The following is a 17,198-nucleotide window of genomic DNA, read 5'->3' on the forward strand; positions in this document are numbered from 1 at the left end:
TAACCGACGCCAGTCGCCCAGCGAACAACAGGTATCCGAGGTCGTCGGATGCCGCTGGGACCCGTTGTCGGAGCAGCAGAAATTCCATGACTCAAACAACCTTCTGCTGCATCCGGCGCCGAAATCCCAACGTAACTGATGCCTATCGATCTGACGCATCATCACCGTTAGTGAGGCCCACCATGAATCGTCGTACCTTGTTCAAAGCCCTTCCCCTTGCCGCCGCATTGATGGTCGCCGGACTGAGCGCCTGCCAGCCCGTATCGGCCGCCAGCAACGCGGGCGCCGTGCCTGCGCCAAAAATGGATGCGCCGAAAGCGGCCGCCTCCAAAGACCAGATTGCGGTGCTTGCAGGTGGGTGCTTCTGGGGTATGGAGTCGGTGTTCGATCACGTCAAAGGCGTGCGCAAGGTCGAGGCTGGCTATTCCGGCGGTGCGGCGGCCACGGCGCATTACGACCAGGTCAGCGATGGCGACACTGGCCATGCCGAGTCGATCCGTGTGGAGTTCGATCCCAGCCAGATCAGTTACGGCCAGCTGTTGCAAATTTACTTCTCGGTGCCGGTCAATCCGACGGAATTAAATCGCCAAGGGCCGGATAGCGGCACACAGTATCGGTCGGCGATTTTCTACAATAGCCCCGAGCAGCAGAAAATTGCGAGCACTTACATTACGCAGTTGACCGCCGCCAAAACCTTCGACGCACCGATCGTGACGCAAGTCGTGCCGCTCAAGGCGTTCTACGAAGCCGAGGCCTATCACCAGAACTACGCACAACTGCATCCGGATAACCCATACATCGCCTACAACGACGCGCCAATGGTCTCCCATCTGAAGAAGCTGTTTCCGGCCATCTACAAGGACGAGCAGCAGGTGGTCGAGATTCAGCTGCACTGAGTCATCAACACCGCGCGATTCCCTCGACTTGCGTGAGGCGTCACGGCCCCCATCTCTGGACTTCGGCGCCTGATGCGCTGCTGGCCGGACCAAACTCCCCACGTGACGCCTCTCGCCTCTCCTTCCTCACCGGCTGAATCAGCGGAACTCACGCGCAGTTTTCTGGGCGTGTTTCGCTATAGCGGTCGCGCGCTGCAACTGGTCTGGAGTACAAGCCAGGCGCTGACCATTGCGCTGGCCTTGCTCACGCTGACTGCAGGTCTGCTACCAGCCGGCGTCGCCTACGTCGGTGCGCACATCGTCGATGCCGTGGTCGGTGCCAGCCGGCGGTGGGCATCGAGCGGCAGCGTGGCATGGTGGCCGGTGGTTCGCTGGGTGTTGCTCGAGGGCCTATTGGTGGCGCTGCTGGCCGGCGCACAGCGCGGGCTTTCGGTGTGCCAGTCGTTGTTGCGAGCGCAGCTGGGGCAGCGCGTCAACGTGATGATTCTGGAGAAGGCGCTGACGCTGGAGCTGACCCACTTCGAGGATTCGGAGTTCTACGACAAGCTCACCCGCGCGCGCCGCGAAGCCTCGACGCGACCACTATCGCTGGTCACACGCACCTTCGGGCTGGGTCAGAATGCAATTTCACTGATCAGCTACGGCACCTTGCTGTTCCACTTTTCGCCGTGGGCGGTGCTGGTGCTTTTGCTGGCCGGCCTGCCCTCGTTCATCTCTGAAACCAAATTCTCCGGCGACGCGTTCCGCTTGTTCCGCTGGCGCTCGCCCGAAACGCGCATGCAGCTGTATCTCGAGACGGTGCTGGCGCGCGAGGATCATGCGAAAGAAGTGAAGCTCTACGGCCTCGGTCCGCTGCTGCTCGATCGCTATCGCGAAATTTTCAACACGCTCTATCAAGACGACCGCGATCTGACCATCCGACGCGATAGCTGGGGCTTTGGCCTGGGCTTGCTCGGCACACTGACGCTTTATGCCGCCTACGTATGGATCGCCATGAGCACGGTGGTCGCCCGCATCACGCTGGGCCAGATGACCATGTATCTGATGCTGTTCCGGCAAGGCCAGTCGGCCGTGTCGGCGATGCTCTCGGCAATCGGTGGCATGTACGAAGACAACCTCTATCTATCGACGCTGTACGAGTACCTGGAAACACCGGTACCGCCGTCGGTCGGCACCGCACAGGTAGGTGCAATCCCCAAGGACGGTATCCGCTTCGAGCAGGTCAGCTTCACCTATCCGGGAGCGACCGAGCCGGCGCTGCACGATATCAACCTGCATATTCGTCCGGGCGAATCGCTGGCGCTGGTCGGCCAGAACGGCTCCGGCAAGACCACTCTGATCAAGCTGCTGACGCGCCTGTATTCCCCCGACAGCGGCCGCGTGCTGCTGGACGGTACCGACCTGCGCGACTGGGATGAAAGCATCCTGCTGCAGCGGGTCGGCGTAATCTTCCAGGATTTCGCGCGCTACCAGATGCGCGTCGGTGAGAACGTGGGTGCCGGCGACGTGACCGAATTCGAGAACGTCGAACGCTGGCGTGAAGCCAGCGACAAGGGCATGGCCAGTGAATTCATCGACACCTTGCCGGCCGGTTTCAATACCCAGCTGGGCAAATGGTTCCGCGATGGCCGCGAGCTGTCCGGGGGCCAGTGGCAGAAGATTGCATTGGCACGCGCCTTTATGCGTTCACGCGCGGATATCCTGGTGCTGGACGAACCCACCGCCGCGATGGACGCTGAGGCCGAAGCCACCATTTTCGAGCATTTCCGCGAGCTCGCTGGTGGCCGTATCGCGATCCTGATCTCGCACCGCTTCTCGACCGTGCGCATGGCCGACCAGATCATCGTGATTCAGGACGGCCGGATCAAGGAACACGGCAGCCACGAGCAGTTGATGGCGCTGGCGGGTCACTATGCACACCTGTTCTCATTGCAGGCACAAGGCTACCGCTAGATATTGCCGGCCCGGCTTGACCCTGCCTGCCCACGCGCCCCATGCTTCGCTGTCCGCTAGACGTCCCATCCTGGTTGAAACACACGCATGAGCAGTCGCTACAACGCCGCCGATATTGAAGTTCTCTCGGGTCTAGACCCGGTCAAACGCCGCCCCGGCATGTATACCGATACCACCCGCCCGAATCATCTGGTGCAGGAAGTGGTCGACAATTCGGTGGATGAAGCCCTTGCCGGCCATGCCCGCAGCATTGAAGTCGTGCTGCATGCGGATGGTTCCGTCGAGGTGAGTGACGACGGCCGCGGCATGCCGGTGGATATCCACCCGGAAGAAGGCGTGTCCGGCGTCGAGCTGATCATGACGCGGCTGCACGCCGGCGGAAAATTCAGCGGCAAGAATTACAACTTTTCCGGTGGCCTGCACGGCGTCGGCGTGTCTGTGGTGAATGCACTGTCGGATCGCGTCGAGGTGTCGATTCGCCGCGATGGCTCCGAATACCGCATGGCGTTCGAGCACGGCGACAAAGTCAGCCCGCTGGAAATCATCGGCACGGTGCCGAAGAAGCGCACCGGCACCACATTGCACTTCTGGCCCGAAGCGAAGTATTTCGACTCTCCGAAGATTTCGCTGGCGCGCCTGCGTCATCTGCTACGAGCCAAGGCCGTGCTGTGCGCGGGCCTCAGCGTCAAGCTGACCGATGTCGCCAGTGGCGAAATCAACGACTGGTATTACGAGGACGGCCTGCGCGATTACCTGCGCGGCGAACTCGATGGCGCGGACGCCTTGCCGAACGACTTGTTCGTGCACCACATGGCGCGCGATGTCGAAGGCATGGAGGTCGCCCTGGCCTGGCTGCCGGAAGGCGAGCTGGTGCAGGAAAGCTATGTCAACCTGATTCCCACCGCGCAAGGTGGCACCCACGTCAACGGCCTGCGCACCGGCCTGACCACCGCCATCCGCGAGTTCTGCGACATCCGCAACCTGCTGCCACGCGGCGTAAAACTGGCGCCGGAAGATGTGTGGGAGCGGCTCGCCTTCGTACTGTCGGCACGACTGCAGGATCCGCAATTTGCCGGCCAGACGAAAGAACGTCTTTCCTCGCGACAGACTGCCGGCATGATCGAAAATGTCATCCACGATGCTTTCAGCCTGTGGCTCAATCAGCACGTCGAGATGGGCGAGCGCATCGCACAGCTGGCGATCGAACGCGCCAGCGCGCGTCTGAAAGCGGCCAAGCAGATCATCCGCAAGAAGATCACCCAGGGACCGCAGCTGCCTGGCAAGCTGGCCGACTGCACCGCAACCGACCTCACCCGCACCGAACTGTTTCTGGTCGAAGGCGACTCCGCCGGCGGCAGCGCCAAGCAGGCGCGCGACAAGGAGTTCCAGGCGATCCTGCCGCTGCGCGGCAAGATCCTCAACACCTGGGAAGTCGAGTCCGGCTCGGTGCTGGCCTCGGAAGAAGTGCACAACCTCGCCATCGCCATCGGCTGCGATCCAGGCAAGAACGATCTCTCCGGACTGCGCTACGGCAAGGTGATCATTCTGGCCGATGCCGATTCGGACGGCCTGCATATCGCCACCCTGCTGACCGCACTGTTCCTGAAACATTTCCCCACCCTGGTCAGCGAAGGCCACGTGTTTGTGGCCATGCCGCCGCTGTTCCGCGTCGATGTCGGCAAGCAGGTTTTCTACTGCCTCGACGAGAGTGAGAAGGAAGCCATGCTGCAGCGGATCGAACGCGAGAAAATGAAGGGTGCTGTCAGCACGACCCGCTTCAAGGGTCTGGGCGAGATGAACCCGCCACAGCTGCGCGAATCGACCATCCATCCCGATACGCGCCGGCTGGTGCAGCTGACCATCGGCGATGACGACGGCACCTCGAAACTGATGGACATGCTGCTGGCGAAAAAACGTGCCGGCGATCGCAAGGCCTGGCTGGAAGAAAAAGGCGATCTGGCGACGCTGGAAGTTTGAACTAGCTGTTTCACGACAACCGCTGCAGCGCTTTGTAACTAAAGACCCGCACATCCCGGCAAACGCGTGTGCACGGCGTCGCCGAACGACATGCATTGACAACGTCACAGCACGCGACCCGGCATTCGGGCACTTGCTGTGACGTTGTCGTGATGACCAAGTCTTCACGAGTACTTACTGCATCCGATCTGCAATTCGCGCCGTATCTCCACACGCTTCCAATCCGCGAAGCGGAAATCTTTGGAGATCCCCATGAACAAGAATCAGCGCATGCGCAGCATCGCCCTTGGTCTCTCACTGGTGTTTGCCGCCATAGCCGTAGCGCCGATGGCAATGGCCGACTCGATGAGCTCGATGAGCAGCGGCAAAACCGTGATGGTCGGCGGCGCCGCCATGTATCCGTCGAAGAACATCATCCAGAATGCGGTGAACTCGAATGATCACACCACCCTGGTTGCCGCGGTAAAAGCTGCCGGCCTCGTCGACACACTGTCGGGCACCGGTCCCTTCACTGTCTTCGCACCAACCAATGAAGCGTTTGCTGCGCTCCCCGCCGGCACTGTCGATACGCTGCTGAAGCCGGAAAACAAGGCCGACCTGACCAAGATCCTGACCTACCACGTAGTCGCCGGCAAGATGACCTCGAAGGATCTGGAGAAAGCCGCAAAGGCCGGTAACGGCAACGCCGTGTTGAAGACCGTCGAAGGGGATTCGATCACCGTTGCCAAGATTGACGGCAAGTGGACCGTGACCGACGACAAGGGCAATGTGGCCAACATCACGATCCCCAACGTCATTCAGTCCAACGGCGTGATCTTCGTTATCGACAAGGTTCTGATGCCGTAATTGAGCTGCATATCCTGTTTCAGCGTGTGACTGAAAACCAGCGCCCCGATTCCCTCGTCGGGGCGGCTTTTTTTACGACGCCGGCAGGGCTAAGGTGTCGACTCATTCTTTGTGAGTAAGACTGCATGGCCCTGATGCCACCCATCGATCTGCAGCGCTGGATCGACGATAACCGCCATCTGCTCAAGCCACCGGTGGGCAACAAGTGCATTGTCGATGGCGACTTCATCATCATGATCGTCGGTGGTCCCAACGCACGCACCGACTATCACTACGACGAAGGTCCGGAGTTCTTCTACCAGCTCGAAGGCGAGATGGTGCTGAAGGTGCAGGACGACGGCCACGCCCGCGACATTCCTATTCGTGCCGGTGAGCTTTTCTATCTGCCACCACGCACGGCGCACTCACCGCAGCGTATGCCGGCATCCATCGGACTGGTGATCGAGCGCAAGCGCCTGTCGCATGAAAAAGATGGGCTGTTGTGGTTCTGCGAACGCTGCAACCACAAACTCTATGAAGAGTTTTTTGTGCTCGACGATATCGAACAGGATTTCCCGCCAGTGTTCGATCGCTTCTACGGTTCACGAGAGGCGCGCACATGCGGCCAGTGCGGGCATCTGAATCCGGCACCAGTCAAATACGGCTAGGACCAGGAATGCCGGGATGAATCTGGCTGATTTCGCTCCAGCCATTTGCGCGCCATTCGCTGGAGCGATGCATCAGCTGAGACGTCAACTGCGATATCCCGAATCGATTTCCAGGCCAGTGCCAGCGACTCCTCACTGGCCGCAAACACTTCGCTGCCGATCGCACGCACCACATGACGCACGTCGTAATGCCAGTGCTCTGGCTCCTCGCCGCGTGCGGGAATACGGTGGCGATCAAGGTCAAAAATGGGGTGCTCGACCACCAGATCGCTCAACCCCGACTCTTCCCCGGCCTCACGCAGCGCCACACGCGCCAGATCCACATCACCATCCGCATGCCCGCCCAGCTGCAGCCATCGACCCAACTTGCGATGATGCGTTAGCAGCACCCGCTCGCCGTCGGCACTAACCAGCCACGCCGAGCCGGTGAAATGGCCAGACGGATGGCTGCGCTCGAAAGCCGCTAGACCCAGCCGCGCAAACTGAATAAAAGCCTCCGCCAGCAAAACGTGCGCGGGATAGCTTTCCGCATAATTCCTGAAGGCGGTCGAAGCGTTGGGCGAGCTGGCGTGCATGGCAACAACGAACAGGGAATAATCCCAATCATAGCCGCAGCGCAGCTTGTACCCCTACGGTGGCTCGGCTATGGTTCCAGATTGACGCAAATAAACGGCGAAGCATGCACTGCGTGCGTACGATCGCCAAAGAAAAGCCGCCAATCTCTCAGGGGACAAATGCATGCTGAAACAACTTTTCGCGAAGCACCCGATCAGTGCCTCGCCGCATGTCGATGCGGGAGTTCTGCCCCACGACGGCCTGGATGGCGAGCCCACGCTGAAGCGTGTTTTGTCCGCACGACACCTGGTTACCCTCGGCATCGGTGCAGTAATCGGCGCAGGTATCTTCGTGATCACCGGTCAGGCGGCAGCGGAACACGCTGGTCCCGCGGTAATGATCAGCTTTATCGTCGCCGGTATCGCCTGCGCTTTTGCCGGCCTGTGTTATGCCGAGTTTGCTGCGATGATCCCGGTCTCCGGCAGCGCTTATGCCTATTCCTACGCAACGCTGGGCGAGATCGTCGCCTGGTTCATCGGCTGGAATCTGGTACTTGAATACATGTTTGCGGTGGCTACCGTCGCTGCGGGCTGGTCGGGCTACTTCAACGAATGCCTTTCCATCATTGGCCACTGGACCGGCATGTCGCTCGCACTGCCTGATGCCCTTGCCTCGGCGCCATTCAAATTCGCCGGGCATAACATCGTTGCCACCGGAACCCTGATCAACCTGCCGGCCGTGGCTATCGTTGCCGGGCTGACCTGCCTTTGCTACATCGGCATACGACAGTCGTCGTTCGTCAACGGGATCATCGTCTCGATCAAGCTTATCGTCATTTTCCTGTTCCTGATCTTTGCTTTCCGCTTCATCAATCCAGCCAACTGGCACCCGTTTATTCCGCCGGCAGAAGGTCCGGGGCAATTCGGCACCAGCGGCATTTTCCGCGCAGCCGTGCTGGTGTTCTTCTCCTATGTCGGCTTCGATGCCGTGTCTACCGCCGCTGGTGAGGCGAAGAATCCGCAGCGTGATATGCCGATCGGCATCCTTGGCTCGCTGGCGATCTGCACCGTGCTGTATATCGCCATGGCGTTGACGCTTACGGGTATCGCTCCGTATCGCTCGCTGGGCACACCCGAGCCGGTCGCCACGGCGCTGAGCTTTTACCCGCAACTGCTGTGGTTGAAGGCCATCGTTTCGTTCGGTGCACTGGCCGGCCTTTCCTCGGTGATTCTGGTGATGCTGCTTGGCACCTCGCGAATCTTTTTCAGCATGTCGAAAGACGGCCTGCTGCCGCTGGCGATGGGTCGGGTGCATCCAACCCGCCGCTCGCCGTCGGTGGCCACAGTTGTTTCGGGCGTGGTTGCCGCGGTCACCGCCGGTCTCTTTCCGGTCAGCATTCTTGGCGAACTGGTATCGATGGGGACGCTGCTGGCTTTCACCACGGTCTGCATCGGCGTGTTGACCTTGCGCTATACCCGCCCGGAACTGCCGCGTGCGTTCCGCGTGCCGGGTGGCATGGTTGGCGTATGGCTGGTCAGTGGCCTTGGCTCACTGATCTGCCTCTACCTGTTCTGGCAGTCGTTCCAGGTCAATTGGCCGCTAATCGTCGGCTGGACGACCATCGGCATGGCGATCTATTTCGGCTATGGCCACTGGCATAGCAAAATGCGCAATCCGGCCAGCCGGGGCTGAAGCTCGTACAAAAAGGCCGGCCATGTTGCCGGCCCTTTGTTTTTGAAGATCCAACTCGCTCCGCTTCATCCTATCGTTGCAAGGCCGTTCGATGCTCAAACAGTTACTCGCACGCAAGACTGATTTCTCCCAAGCCGATGACAGCCATGGCCCTGCCCTGAAACGAACGCTGGGGCCGTGGGGTCTTACGGCGCTGGGCATTGGCGCCGTGATTGGCGGCGGTATCTTCGTGATCACCGGACAGGCTGCGGCCGAACATGCAGGCCCTGCCATTATTCTAGCTTTCGTTATCGCCGCCATCTGCTGCAGCTTCACGGCGCTTTGCTACGCAGAATTCGCCACGCTGATCCCGATGTCGGGAAGTTCGTACTCCTACGCGTACGCCACGCTGGGCGAACTGGTCGCGTGGTTTATCGGCTGGAACATGGTGCTTGAGTACGGTGTTTCCGCATCGGCGGTCGCGGTGAGCTGGACGGGTTATTTCGTCAGCCTGCTGGATCACGTCGGCATCCATCTTCCGACCGTGCTGACGAACGCCCCGCTCGCTTATACCGACGGGCATCTCGTCACCACGGGCGCGCTTTTCAACCTGCCTGCCGTTGGCATCGTGATGGCACTGACATGGCTGTGCTACGTCGGCATCCGTGAGTCCAGCGGCGCGAATCTTGTGATGGTGATCTTCAAGGTGGCGTTGATCGTGCTGGTGATCGCTGCTGGTTGGCATTACGTGAATCCCGCCTTGTGGCACCCATTCATTCCTGCCAGTCAGGGACCGGAAAAGTACGGCTGGGCCGGCATCATGCGCGCGGCCACACTGGTGTTTTTTGCCTACATCGGTTTCGAGGCGACATCGACGGCGGCGCAGGAGGCAAAGAACCCGCAGCGCGATCTGCCGATAGCCACACTCGCTTCGCTGGCGATCTGCACGATCCTCTATATCGGCATTGCCGCCGTGATTACCGGCCTGTTGCGCTTCGACCAGCTCGATACCGCCGAGCCCGTGGTCACCGCGGTGCGTGCGCACCCGCAGTTGTTCATGCTGCGCTGGGCCGTGGAGATCGGCGCATTGATTGGATTGTCATCCGTAGTCCTGGTGATGATCATCGCGCAACCGCGCATTTTCATGATCATGGCTCGGGACGGTCTACTGCCACCCGTGTTCGCCAAGATCCATCCGCGTTATCACACGCCACATATCAACACGGTCATCACCGGCGTCGGCATCGCCGCGCTCGCTGCGGTATTTCCCCTCGATGTACTTGGCGATCTCGTGTCGATGGGAACCCTGATTGCCTTCGTGGCCGTCTGCGCTGGCGTGCTGATTTTGCGCAAGACGCGGCCTGATCTGCCGCGCACATTCCGCGTGCCGTGGGCACCGGTTACCTGCGTACTGGGCGTGCTGAGCTGCCTGGCGCTGCTGTACTGGGAAAACTGGTACCAGTGGCTGCTGTTGGGCATCTGGACAGTCGTCGGCATGGCGATCTACTTCGGCTATGGACGTCGGCATAGTCATCTACGCCGCGAGCAAAACTTGGCCGCCGAATCGTGAACTTCCTGGAATGTCTTTGAAAGCTCGATAAAGTCGTGAATAAACAGGTTTAAGGCAACTTTTGCGTTTAGCCAGGAAGGCCACCAGAAATCTCAGTGTCCGCTGAGAATTTCATCATAACTTATTGTTTTTACTGTATTTAACGAGAATTTTTCAAGAGAAATTTGGCGGACAGCCGCCCATTCGCGCCGCTCGGGAGTATCATCGCCAGTCCGCGGGTTGATCACTTGGCAGTGGGCCTCCGGATCGCCGCTCGGCGCACCAAGTGGGTCAGCTCCTTAGCTTGGTGCGTCGGGCGGCACTTTTCTTGCAGCGACAACGACTCATTCCGCCGAACCGGCTTGCCGTCATGCACTAACTGGACGATTGCAACCCGTAAAGCAAAAAGGCCGGCTTGATGCCGGCCTTCTCATTTGTTCGAAACTGAAGTTATTCGAGTCAGACTCAGGCTGGCTTCGGGTTATGCGACACACACCAGCCTTTCGCGTTGACCGATTTGCCCGGGAACAGCTGGCATGGTCCACGACCGGCAGGACCACCAGAGTAAAACTGGCAGTTGGTGCAGGTATCGCCAGCCTTATGCTTGGGATCGGCCGACTTGCTGCCGTCTTCCACGTAACCCAGCGCCTTGGCCGTTGGATCATCCGGGGTCACCGCCGGCAGGTCGGCAGCGCGCGCAAATCGCGGCAGGCCGCCCATGATCGCAACAGCTGACGCTGTACCGGCAGCCACCTTCAGAAATCGACGCCGTGATTCCGTGTTCTTCTCATGCGACATGGGCAAACCTCCGTCATTTATCCCACGCACTTTGCGCTGGATTTGCGGCGATGGTACGCCTGTTTCATCAATCGTTCGTGAGTGGCGAGAATGGCTCTCATTCAAGTCTGGCGGCACTTTCTCGCGTGGTATAGTAAGTCTCCATTTGGACGTCCAAACCATATGAGCCAGCAACTACCCTCCACCATACCGACCAGCCTGTTCGAGACGACGGCGGACGCGATCGCCGACACCGCGCGTGAACTGGCAGCGTCTGGCTGGACACCGGCAACCAGCAGTAATTTCTCGGCACGTATTGATGCTGACCACGCAGCCATCACCATCTCCGGCCGCGACAAGGGCAAGCTGGGTCGCGATGACATCATGTTGATCGACATGCAGGGCAAAGCCGTTGGCACGGATGCGAAACCCAGCGCAGAAACTGCACTGCACACCCAGATCTATCGGCGCTGGCCAGAAATGCACGCTGTTCTGCACACCCACTCACGCACGCAGAGTGTGGCTTCACGCCTTTACGCCAGCGACGGTGTGATTCGCCTGCAGGGCTGGGAACTGCAAAAAGCGATCACCGGCTACAGCACGCACGAGAGCCTGCTGGAGATCCCGGTCTTCCCCAACACCCAGCATATGCCCGAGCTGGTTGATCGGGTCGATGCCTGGCTGGATGCCGGCAAGCCGCTGCACGCTTATCTGATCGATGGCCATGGGATTTATACTTGGGGCCGCGACATGAAAGAAACGCACCGCCATCTGGAAGCACTCGAATTCCTGCTGGGCTGTGAACTGGATTTGAAGAGGTTGAGAGCATCATGAGCCAGCTACGTATCTATGACGAAGTTCACCCAGACGCCGAACTGTCGCTGCATCGCGAGCACACGGCGATCGCCCGCGAGTTGGACAAGGTCGGCATCCGTTTTGAACAATGGGAAGCCAGCCAGCCGATCGCCCCCGGTGCCAGCCAGGATGAAGTCATTGCGGCCTATAAAACCGATATCGATCGCCTGATGGGCGAAACGGGTTATCAGGCCGTGGATGTGATCAGCCTGACACCGGATCATCCCGATCGCGCCGTGCTGCGACAGAAGTTCCTCAACGAGCACACGCACAGCGAGGATGAGGTGCGCTTCTTCGTCGCCGGTGCTGGCCAGTTCACCCTGCATATCAATGACAAGATCTACGACGTGCTGTGCGAAACGGGCGACCTGATCGGCGTGCCTGACGGCACGCGCCACTGGTTCGACATGAGTGAATCACCCTACTTCGTCGCTATCCGCTTCTTCACCAACAAGGAAGGCTGGGTCGCGAATTTCACCGGCGACGACATCGCAAAGCGTTTCCCGCGCATGCAGCCTTATTCGCCGGCGCACGCCTGAACCTCACAGCACGCGGGTGCCCTCATATTGGCATACGTAGCCTAGTTGGCCTTGCAAAACCGCCCAGTCGTTTGTGCTGGCCGTCTTATTCAATCAGCGTCCAGCCATGACCGACATCCGCGCCATCGTCACCGATATCGAGGGCACCACCAGCTCGATCAGCTTTGTCCGCGACGTGCTGTTTCCCTATGCACGCCAGCGCCTACCGGCCTTTGTCGAAACCCACGGCGACAAGCCGGACGTACTGCATTGGCTGCATGAAGCCGCAAAGGAAGCTGGACTCGTCGAAGCCAGCCGACAGGAAATCATCGAGCTGCTGCTGCAGTGGATCGACGAGGATCGCAAATCCACCGCGCTGAAAGCGCTGCAGGGCATGATCTGGAAAGACGGCTACGAATCCGGTGACTACCGTTCGCATATGTACCCCGAAGTCGCTGCGCGCCTGCGCCAGTGGCATGCCAGCGGAGTACTCTTGTATGTGTACTCCTCCGGTTCCGTGCCGGCGCAACAGCTACTGTTCGGTTACAGCGAAGCGGGCGATCTCACACCACTGTTTTCCGGCTACTTCGATACGCAAACAGGCGCCAAACGCGAGGTCGATTCCTACCGACGCATCGCTGAGACTATCGATGCAAGTCCCGAACAGATTTTGTTTCTGTCCGATATTGTGGAAGAACTCGACGCTGCAAAAACCGCAGGCTTCCACACCGCCTGGCTGATACGTGAGCCACTGGAATGGCCGGATGCGCCGCGTCATGCTGCCTATCGTAATTTCGATGCCATCCAGCCCTGAACCTGCCGCGCGAGTCCCGTCATGCGAACTGCCCTGATCACCTTGCTGGCTTTCGCTGCAGGCGTCCTTGTGATGTTGTGGTTGGCGCATCATTCAACGCTGCCGTTCGTTGCCGCTGATTCCCAATCATCCGGCAGCGCAGCGGCTGATTCCAGGGGCAACGAACCGGCCACCTCGTCATCAGCAGATGCCGATGCTGACGACAACAACGACGCTGACTGGCCGAGTTCCGGCCCGTCACCCGAGCAGGTGATCTACGCACAGCCAAAGATGGTGGCTGACGCACTGGCAAAGCTCACCCCGCGTATCGCCGGCAAACCGAATCTCTATCTGGTGACTTTCGCTGGCGACGGCGGCGAAGACGTTTTCCGCAATGAAGCCGAATACGCATCGCAACTGTTCTCGCAGCGCTTCGGAGCTACCGCACACTCACTGGTGCTGGAAAACAACCCCGACACGCTGTCCGCGCATCCGCTAGCCAGCTGGAGCAACCTCGAATCAGCCCTCGATGGTGTGGCCAAGGTGATGAAGCCCGATCAGGACATCCTGATGCTCTACGTCACCAGCCACGGCGATGAGGACCACAACTTGCTGGTCGACATGGATCCGCTACCGCTGGATCAGATCGGCGCACCGGATCTCGCCGGCATCCTGGGCAAGCACCCATTCAAATGGAAAGTGCTGGTGATCAGCGCGTGCTACTCCGGTGGATTCGTTCCACCACTGCACAACCCGGGCACACTGATCATCACCGCTGCCCGCACCGACCGCAGCTCCTTCGGCTGCGGTAGCGATTCCGACGCCACTTATTTTGGCAAGGCCTGGCTAGTCGATGCGCTGAACCAAACCCCGGATTTCATCGCCGCCTTCAAACAGGCCAGTGGCGAGATAAGCCAGTGGGAACAGCGCGACAAGCTCACGCCGTCCGAACCGCAGATCAATATCGGCAGCGGCATCGCGGATCAGCTCGCGCTTTGGCGCAAGGGTTTTACTGCTGGCCCAGCCGTGCCATTCAATCCGGCAGTCCCGAGCTCTCCCAGCACGGCTGCAGCGAATCAATAATCGTTCGTCAGTTCAAAAAGGCCACGATTAGTGGCACCGAATTGTTGACCGACCACGAACGTCTTCCATCGGCCACTTCGAGGCAGCCGTGGCCTCAATCGGCCGTCCCAAAGCTGCCCTTCGACGTATAGGCGATAACGCGACGTCCCGCACGCCGACACGCCAGCCACTGGGTATCGCTCTGCTGGCCTCGACGGCCACATATAACTTCTCCAGCACAGCCGTTACACCGTTGGCCACCAACTATGACTTCTGATGCCAAACGGGTGTCTGGGTATAGCTGATCGTGATCAAGGCGCGGCGGACATCGCCCGCTTGACACTGGTCGCAAGCTTGAACTACCTTTATCGAAATTGATAAAGGTTGGATGCTCTTTGACAAAAAAGACCGCCATAGATGTCTTACTACACCCGATACGTTTGAGAATCGTGCGGGCGTTCTTAGGAGAGGCAGAACTTACCGCTCGGGACCTGGCAGAAAGGCTTGACGATGTCCCGCAAGCCACGCTTTACCGACATTTGAACCACCTGGCCGAAGCCGGCGTCTTGATCGTCACGGCAGAGACACCCGTGCGTGGTGCGATGGAACGTACCTATCGACTCGATCCCAACACGATCAAGATGCCTCCCGAAGACATCCCGGACATCGACCCCGACACGCATCTGAAATATTTCTCGGTCTTTCTCGCGTCGCTGCTTGAGGACTTTGGCCGCTACATGCGATCCGATGACGTCGATGTGGTGCGCGATGACGTCCACTATTTGCAGGCGACTTTCCTTGCGTCACCAGAGGAATTCGTTGGCTTCATGAAAGAGATGCAAGCGCTCATCAAACGGTTTGCGGGACTTGGGCCCGCCAAGAATCGCACACAGCGAACGGTATCGATGGTCACTCTTCCGGAGCGGCCAACCAAGGCAAGGCAGCGTCCACGCCCCACATCTTCACGAACCCGGAGACGGTAGAACCATGACGCCCCAAAAGCTTCCATTGAAAGACTTTTTTCGCAATCCGGAAAAACGGCATACAAAATATCGCCAAATGGGCGGCATTATTCATTCCTGGCGCCGTTTGATGGCCGCCTTAATATATTCGTGCAAGAGCTAGGGACAGCGGAAGCCCGACGCGTTACCCATGAGGTCGAGCGAGACATCGTTTCCTATTTATGGGCCAGCGACACTCGAATCCTCTACCTGCAGGACAAGGGTGGGGATGAAAATCACCAGTTGTTCGCCGTGGATATTGATGGCGAAAACTTCAAGCCGCTTACGGATTTCGATGGTGTAAAAACGGTCATCATCGACGACCTTGAGGACGAGGAAGACGCGGTCATTATCGGCCTGAACAAGCGAGACCCTCGCATATTCGATCCCTATCGCCTCAACGTCGAAACGGGCGAGCTAAAGCTGCTGGCAGAAAATCCAGGCAACATCATGGGCTGGAAAACGGATCATCGGGGTAAGCTCAGACTTGCTGTCACCTACGATGGGGTCAATACAAGCCTTTTGCACCGGCGCAGCGAAGAAGACGCATTCGAGACTGTCGTAACGGTTGGATTCAAAGAAAAGATACGGCCGCTGTTGTTTACGTTTGACAACGAACGTATTTACGCAGCATCGAATCTATCTCGGGATACGGCGGCACTGGTCGAATTCGACCTATCCAGTGGGACAGAAGTGCGTGAAATCTACTCGCATCAGGACTACGACATCTCGGGCTTGCTCTACTCGCGAAAGCGACAGTGCTTGACGGGTACGACCTTCACCTCGTGGAAGGTTGAAAACCACCTTTTCGATGACGAGGTTGCAGAGATGTTTGGCAAGCTCTCCGATGCTTTGCCCGGCTACGAGTTTTCGATCGCGGACCGGGACAGAAGCGAGCAAAAATTCATCGTGGGGACTTATAGTGATCGCTGCAGAGGGGCCTACTACCTGTATGACAAGACGACACACAGCGTAGAGAAGATTGCCGATCTCAGCCCATGGCTGCACGAGCAGGACATGGCGCCAGTGGAACCCATCGAGTTCACGTCACGCGATGGACTCGACATGCATGGCTATCTGACTGTGCCAATCGGCGCGTATAGGAAGAACCTTCCTGTCGTAGTCTTTCCGCATGGCGGACCGTGGCATCGCGATACGTGGCGATTCGATCCCAACGTACAGTTTCTGGCCAATCGGGGTTATGCGGTCCTGCAGATCAATTTTCGTGGGTCCACTGGTTACGGAAGAAAATTCTGGGAGGCATCGTTCAAGCAATGGGGATTAGCTATGCAGAACGACATCACCGATGGCGTTCATTGGCTTATCGAACAGGGGATCGCCGACCAGAGTTGCATCGCGATCTATGGCGGGAGCTACGGCGGCTATGCCACGTTGGCGGGACTTGCCTTTACACCCGATTTGTATGCGTGCGGCATTGACTATGTCGGCGTCTCCAACCTGTTTACCTTTGTCGAGACTATGCCGACTTACTGGGAACCGATGCGCGACATGATTTACGAGATGGTCGGTCACCCCGAGAAGGACAAGGAACAACTTACAGCCACATCGCCGGCACTTCACGCTGATCGCATAAAGGTACCGTTATTGATCGCCCAGGGCGCAAATGACCCGCGGGTAAAAAAAAGCGAATCCGATCAAATGGTGGAAGCCATGCGGGCCAGGGGCGTCGAGGTCGAATACATCGTATGCGACAACGAGGGACACGGCTTCTTGAACGAGGAAAACCGCTTCGCATTTTACGAGGCCATGGAACGCTTCCTGGCCGAGAATATTGGTCCCCCCAGCAGGCAAGCGGTTGTCGAGGGTGAATTCATATCTGCGTAGCAGCACTTGGTCGGCTGAAATAGCGCAGGCGCCGCTGCCTGCGCTGGTTCAAACAGCAGGAGCTTGCGCAGAGCTAACATCGCCGACCAATCAAACGTCGGGACCGCAGGTGAACAGCCCTCCTGAAAACGGACAGCCGTGGGTGACTCCTTCGGGTCGAGGCTGTGTAAAAACGCAAAACCCCGAGCTATGCGCAAATATATGTTTCTTTGCCGCACCTTGTCAGCGATGCGAGGAAAGTAAGGAGCCCTCA

Annotated in this window: 16 protein-coding genes; 14 read left to right on the forward strand and 2 right to left on the reverse strand. The window is 58.8% G+C overall.

Annotated elements, in window-relative coordinates; all coding sequences use genetic code 11:
* The first annotated feature begins 182 nt into the window (after positions 1 to 182).
* From msrA to HDE80_RS18395, 5 genes are all read left to right on the forward strand, one after another.
* Positions 183 to 896: a peptide-methionine (S)-S-oxide reductase MsrA gene (gene msrA, locus HDE80_RS18375; RefSeq protein ID WP_184673269.1), complete on the forward strand. Its 714-nt coding sequence runs from the start codon at positions 183 to 185 to the stop codon at positions 894 to 896.
* Between the two features lie 102 nt (positions 897 to 998).
* Positions 999 to 2,849, forward strand: a complete 1,851-nt coding sequence (locus HDE80_RS18380) for an ABC transporter ATP-binding protein (protein WP_345776476.1) — start codon at positions 999 to 1,001, stop codon at positions 2,847 to 2,849.
* Between the two features lie 87 nt (positions 2,850 to 2,936).
* Complete coding sequence (gene parE, locus HDE80_RS18385) at positions 2,937 to 4,826, forward strand: DNA topoisomerase IV subunit B (protein WP_184673271.1); 1,890 nt, start codon at positions 2,937 to 2,939, stop codon at positions 4,824 to 4,826.
* Between the two features lie 354 nt (positions 4,827 to 5,180).
* On the forward strand, positions 5,181 to 5,672 hold the full coding sequence (locus HDE80_RS18390; protein ID WP_221437714.1) for a fasciclin domain-containing protein: 492 nt from the start codon (positions 5,181 to 5,183) through the stop codon (positions 5,670 to 5,672).
* A 125-nt stretch (positions 5,673 to 5,797) separates the two neighbouring features.
* The gene (locus HDE80_RS18395) at positions 5,798 to 6,319 is read left to right on the forward strand and encodes a 3-hydroxyanthranilate 3,4-dioxygenase (RefSeq protein ID WP_184673272.1); all 522 of its coding nucleotides are present in this window, start codon (positions 5,798 to 5,800) and stop codon (positions 6,317 to 6,319) included.
* Here HDE80_RS18395 and HDE80_RS18400 read toward each other — a convergent pair.
* Complete coding sequence (locus HDE80_RS18400; RefSeq protein ID WP_184673273.1) at positions 6,316 to 6,894, reverse strand: NUDIX hydrolase; 579 nt, start codon at positions 6,892 to 6,894, stop codon at positions 6,316 to 6,318. The two genes, HDE80_RS18395 and HDE80_RS18400, sit on opposite strands and share 4 nt — an antisense overlap.
* Positions 6,895 to 7,057: 163 nt before the next feature.
* Here HDE80_RS18400 and HDE80_RS18405 point away from each other — a divergent pair, with 163 nt between their 5' ends.
* Both HDE80_RS18405 and HDE80_RS18410 read left to right on the forward strand, forming a co-directional pair.
* Entirely contained in the window at positions 7,058 to 8,566 is a 1,509-nt protein-coding gene (locus HDE80_RS18405) for an amino acid permease (RefSeq protein WP_184673275.1), read from the forward strand.
* Between the two features lie 91 nt (positions 8,567 to 8,657).
* A complete protein-coding gene (locus HDE80_RS18410) occupies positions 8,658 to 10,115 on the forward strand; it encodes an amino acid permease (protein WP_184673276.1) in 1,458 nt (485 codons plus the stop codon).
* 444 nt (positions 10,116 to 10,559) lie between these two features.
* Here HDE80_RS18410 and HDE80_RS18415 read toward each other — a convergent pair whose 3' ends face one another.
* Entirely contained in the window at positions 10,560 to 10,892 is a 333-nt protein-coding gene (locus HDE80_RS18415; protein WP_184673277.1) for a high-potential iron-sulfur protein, read from the reverse strand.
* 162 nt (positions 10,893 to 11,054) lie between these two features.
* Here HDE80_RS18415 and HDE80_RS18420 point away from each other — a divergent pair, with 162 nt between their 5' ends.
* The 7 genes from HDE80_RS18420 to HDE80_RS22400 all read left to right on the forward strand — a co-directional run bounded on the left by HDE80_RS18420 (position 11,055) and on the right by HDE80_RS22400 (position 16,945).
* Positions 11,055 to 11,705: a methylthioribulose 1-phosphate dehydratase gene (locus HDE80_RS18420; RefSeq protein ID WP_184673278.1), complete on the forward strand. Its 651-nt coding sequence runs from the start codon at positions 11,055 to 11,057 to the stop codon at positions 11,703 to 11,705.
* A complete protein-coding gene (locus HDE80_RS18425; RefSeq protein ID WP_184673279.1) occupies positions 11,702 to 12,265 on the forward strand; it encodes an acireductone dioxygenase in 564 nt (187 codons plus the stop codon). Before HDE80_RS18420 ends, HDE80_RS18425 begins: the two co-directional genes overlap by 4 nt.
* A gap of 106 nt (positions 12,266 to 12,371) precedes the next feature.
* Positions 12,372 to 13,058, forward strand: a complete 687-nt coding sequence (gene mtnC / locus HDE80_RS18430; protein ID WP_184673280.1) for an acireductone synthase — start codon at positions 12,372 to 12,374, stop codon at positions 13,056 to 13,058.
* 21 nt (positions 13,059 to 13,079) lie between these two features.
* Positions 13,080 to 14,120 carry a C13 family peptidase gene (locus HDE80_RS18435; RefSeq protein WP_184673281.1) on the forward strand — a complete coding sequence of 347 codons (1,041 nt, stop codon included), beginning with the start codon at positions 13,080 to 13,082 and terminating at the stop codon, positions 14,118 to 14,120.
* A gap of 88 nt (positions 14,121 to 14,208) precedes the next feature.
* A complete protein-coding gene (locus tag HDE80_RS22060; protein ID WP_221437697.1) occupies positions 14,209 to 14,376 on the forward strand; it encodes a hypothetical protein in 168 nt (55 codons plus the stop codon).
* A 118-nt stretch (positions 14,377 to 14,494) separates the two neighbouring features.
* Positions 14,495 to 15,082 (forward strand): helix-turn-helix domain-containing protein, encoded by a 588-nt coding sequence (locus HDE80_RS18440; RefSeq protein ID WP_184673283.1) that lies wholly within the window; start codon positions 14,495 to 14,497, stop codon positions 15,080 to 15,082.
* A gap of 129 nt (positions 15,083 to 15,211) precedes the next feature.
* The gene (locus HDE80_RS22400) at positions 15,212 to 16,945 is read left to right on the forward strand and encodes a S9 family peptidase (RefSeq protein WP_221437698.1); all 1,734 of its coding nucleotides are present in this window, start codon (positions 15,212 to 15,214) and stop codon (positions 16,943 to 16,945) included.
* The last annotated feature ends 253 nt before the right edge of the window (positions 16,946 to 17,198 follow it).

Source organism: Rhodanobacter sp. A1T4, from assembly GCF_014207185.1.
Classification (GTDB): Bacteria; Pseudomonadota; Gammaproteobacteria; order Xanthomonadales; family Rhodanobacteraceae; genus Rhodanobacter.

What these genes read in the sequence shown, in the direction of transcription:
- HDE80_RS18420 (WP_184673278.1), top strand. Translation starts at nt 11,055, where the DNA reads ATGAGCCAGCAACTACCCTCCACCATACCGACCAGCCTGTTCGAGACG.
- HDE80_RS18415 (WP_184673277.1), bottom strand. Translation starts at nt 10,892, where the DNA reads ATGTCGCATGAGAAGAACACGGAATCACGGCGTCGATTTCTGAAGGTG.
- parE (WP_184673271.1), top strand. Translation starts at nt 2,937, where the DNA reads ATGAGCAGTCGCTACAACGCCGCCGATATTGAAGTTCTCTCGGGTCTA.
- HDE80_RS18395 (WP_184673272.1), top strand. Translation starts at nt 5,798, where the DNA reads ATGGCCCTGATGCCACCCATCGATCTGCAGCGCTGGATCGACGATAAC.
- HDE80_RS18390 (WP_221437714.1), top strand. Translation starts at nt 5,181, where the DNA reads ATGAGCAGCGGCAAAACCGTGATGGTCGGCGGCGCCGCCATGTATCCG.
- HDE80_RS18410 (WP_184673276.1), top strand. Translation starts at nt 8,658, where the DNA reads ATGCTCAAACAGTTACTCGCACGCAAGACTGATTTCTCCCAAGCCGAT.
- HDE80_RS18435 (WP_184673281.1), top strand. Translation starts at nt 13,080, where the DNA reads ATGCGAACTGCCCTGATCACCTTGCTGGCTTTCGCTGCAGGCGTCCTT.
- HDE80_RS18425 (WP_184673279.1), top strand. Translation starts at nt 11,702, where the DNA reads ATGAGCCAGCTACGTATCTATGACGAAGTTCACCCAGACGCCGAACTG.
- mtnC (WP_184673280.1), top strand. Translation starts at nt 12,372, where the DNA reads ATGACCGACATCCGCGCCATCGTCACCGATATCGAGGGCACCACCAGC.
- msrA (WP_184673269.1), top strand. Translation starts at nt 183, where the DNA reads ATGAATCGTCGTACCTTGTTCAAAGCCCTTCCCCTTGCCGCCGCATTG.
- HDE80_RS18400 (WP_184673273.1), bottom strand. Translation starts at nt 6,894, where the DNA reads ATGCACGCCAGCTCGCCCAACGCTTCGACCGCCTTCAGGAATTATGCG.
- HDE80_RS18405 (WP_184673275.1), top strand. Translation starts at nt 7,058, where the DNA reads ATGCTGAAACAACTTTTCGCGAAGCACCCGATCAGTGCCTCGCCGCAT.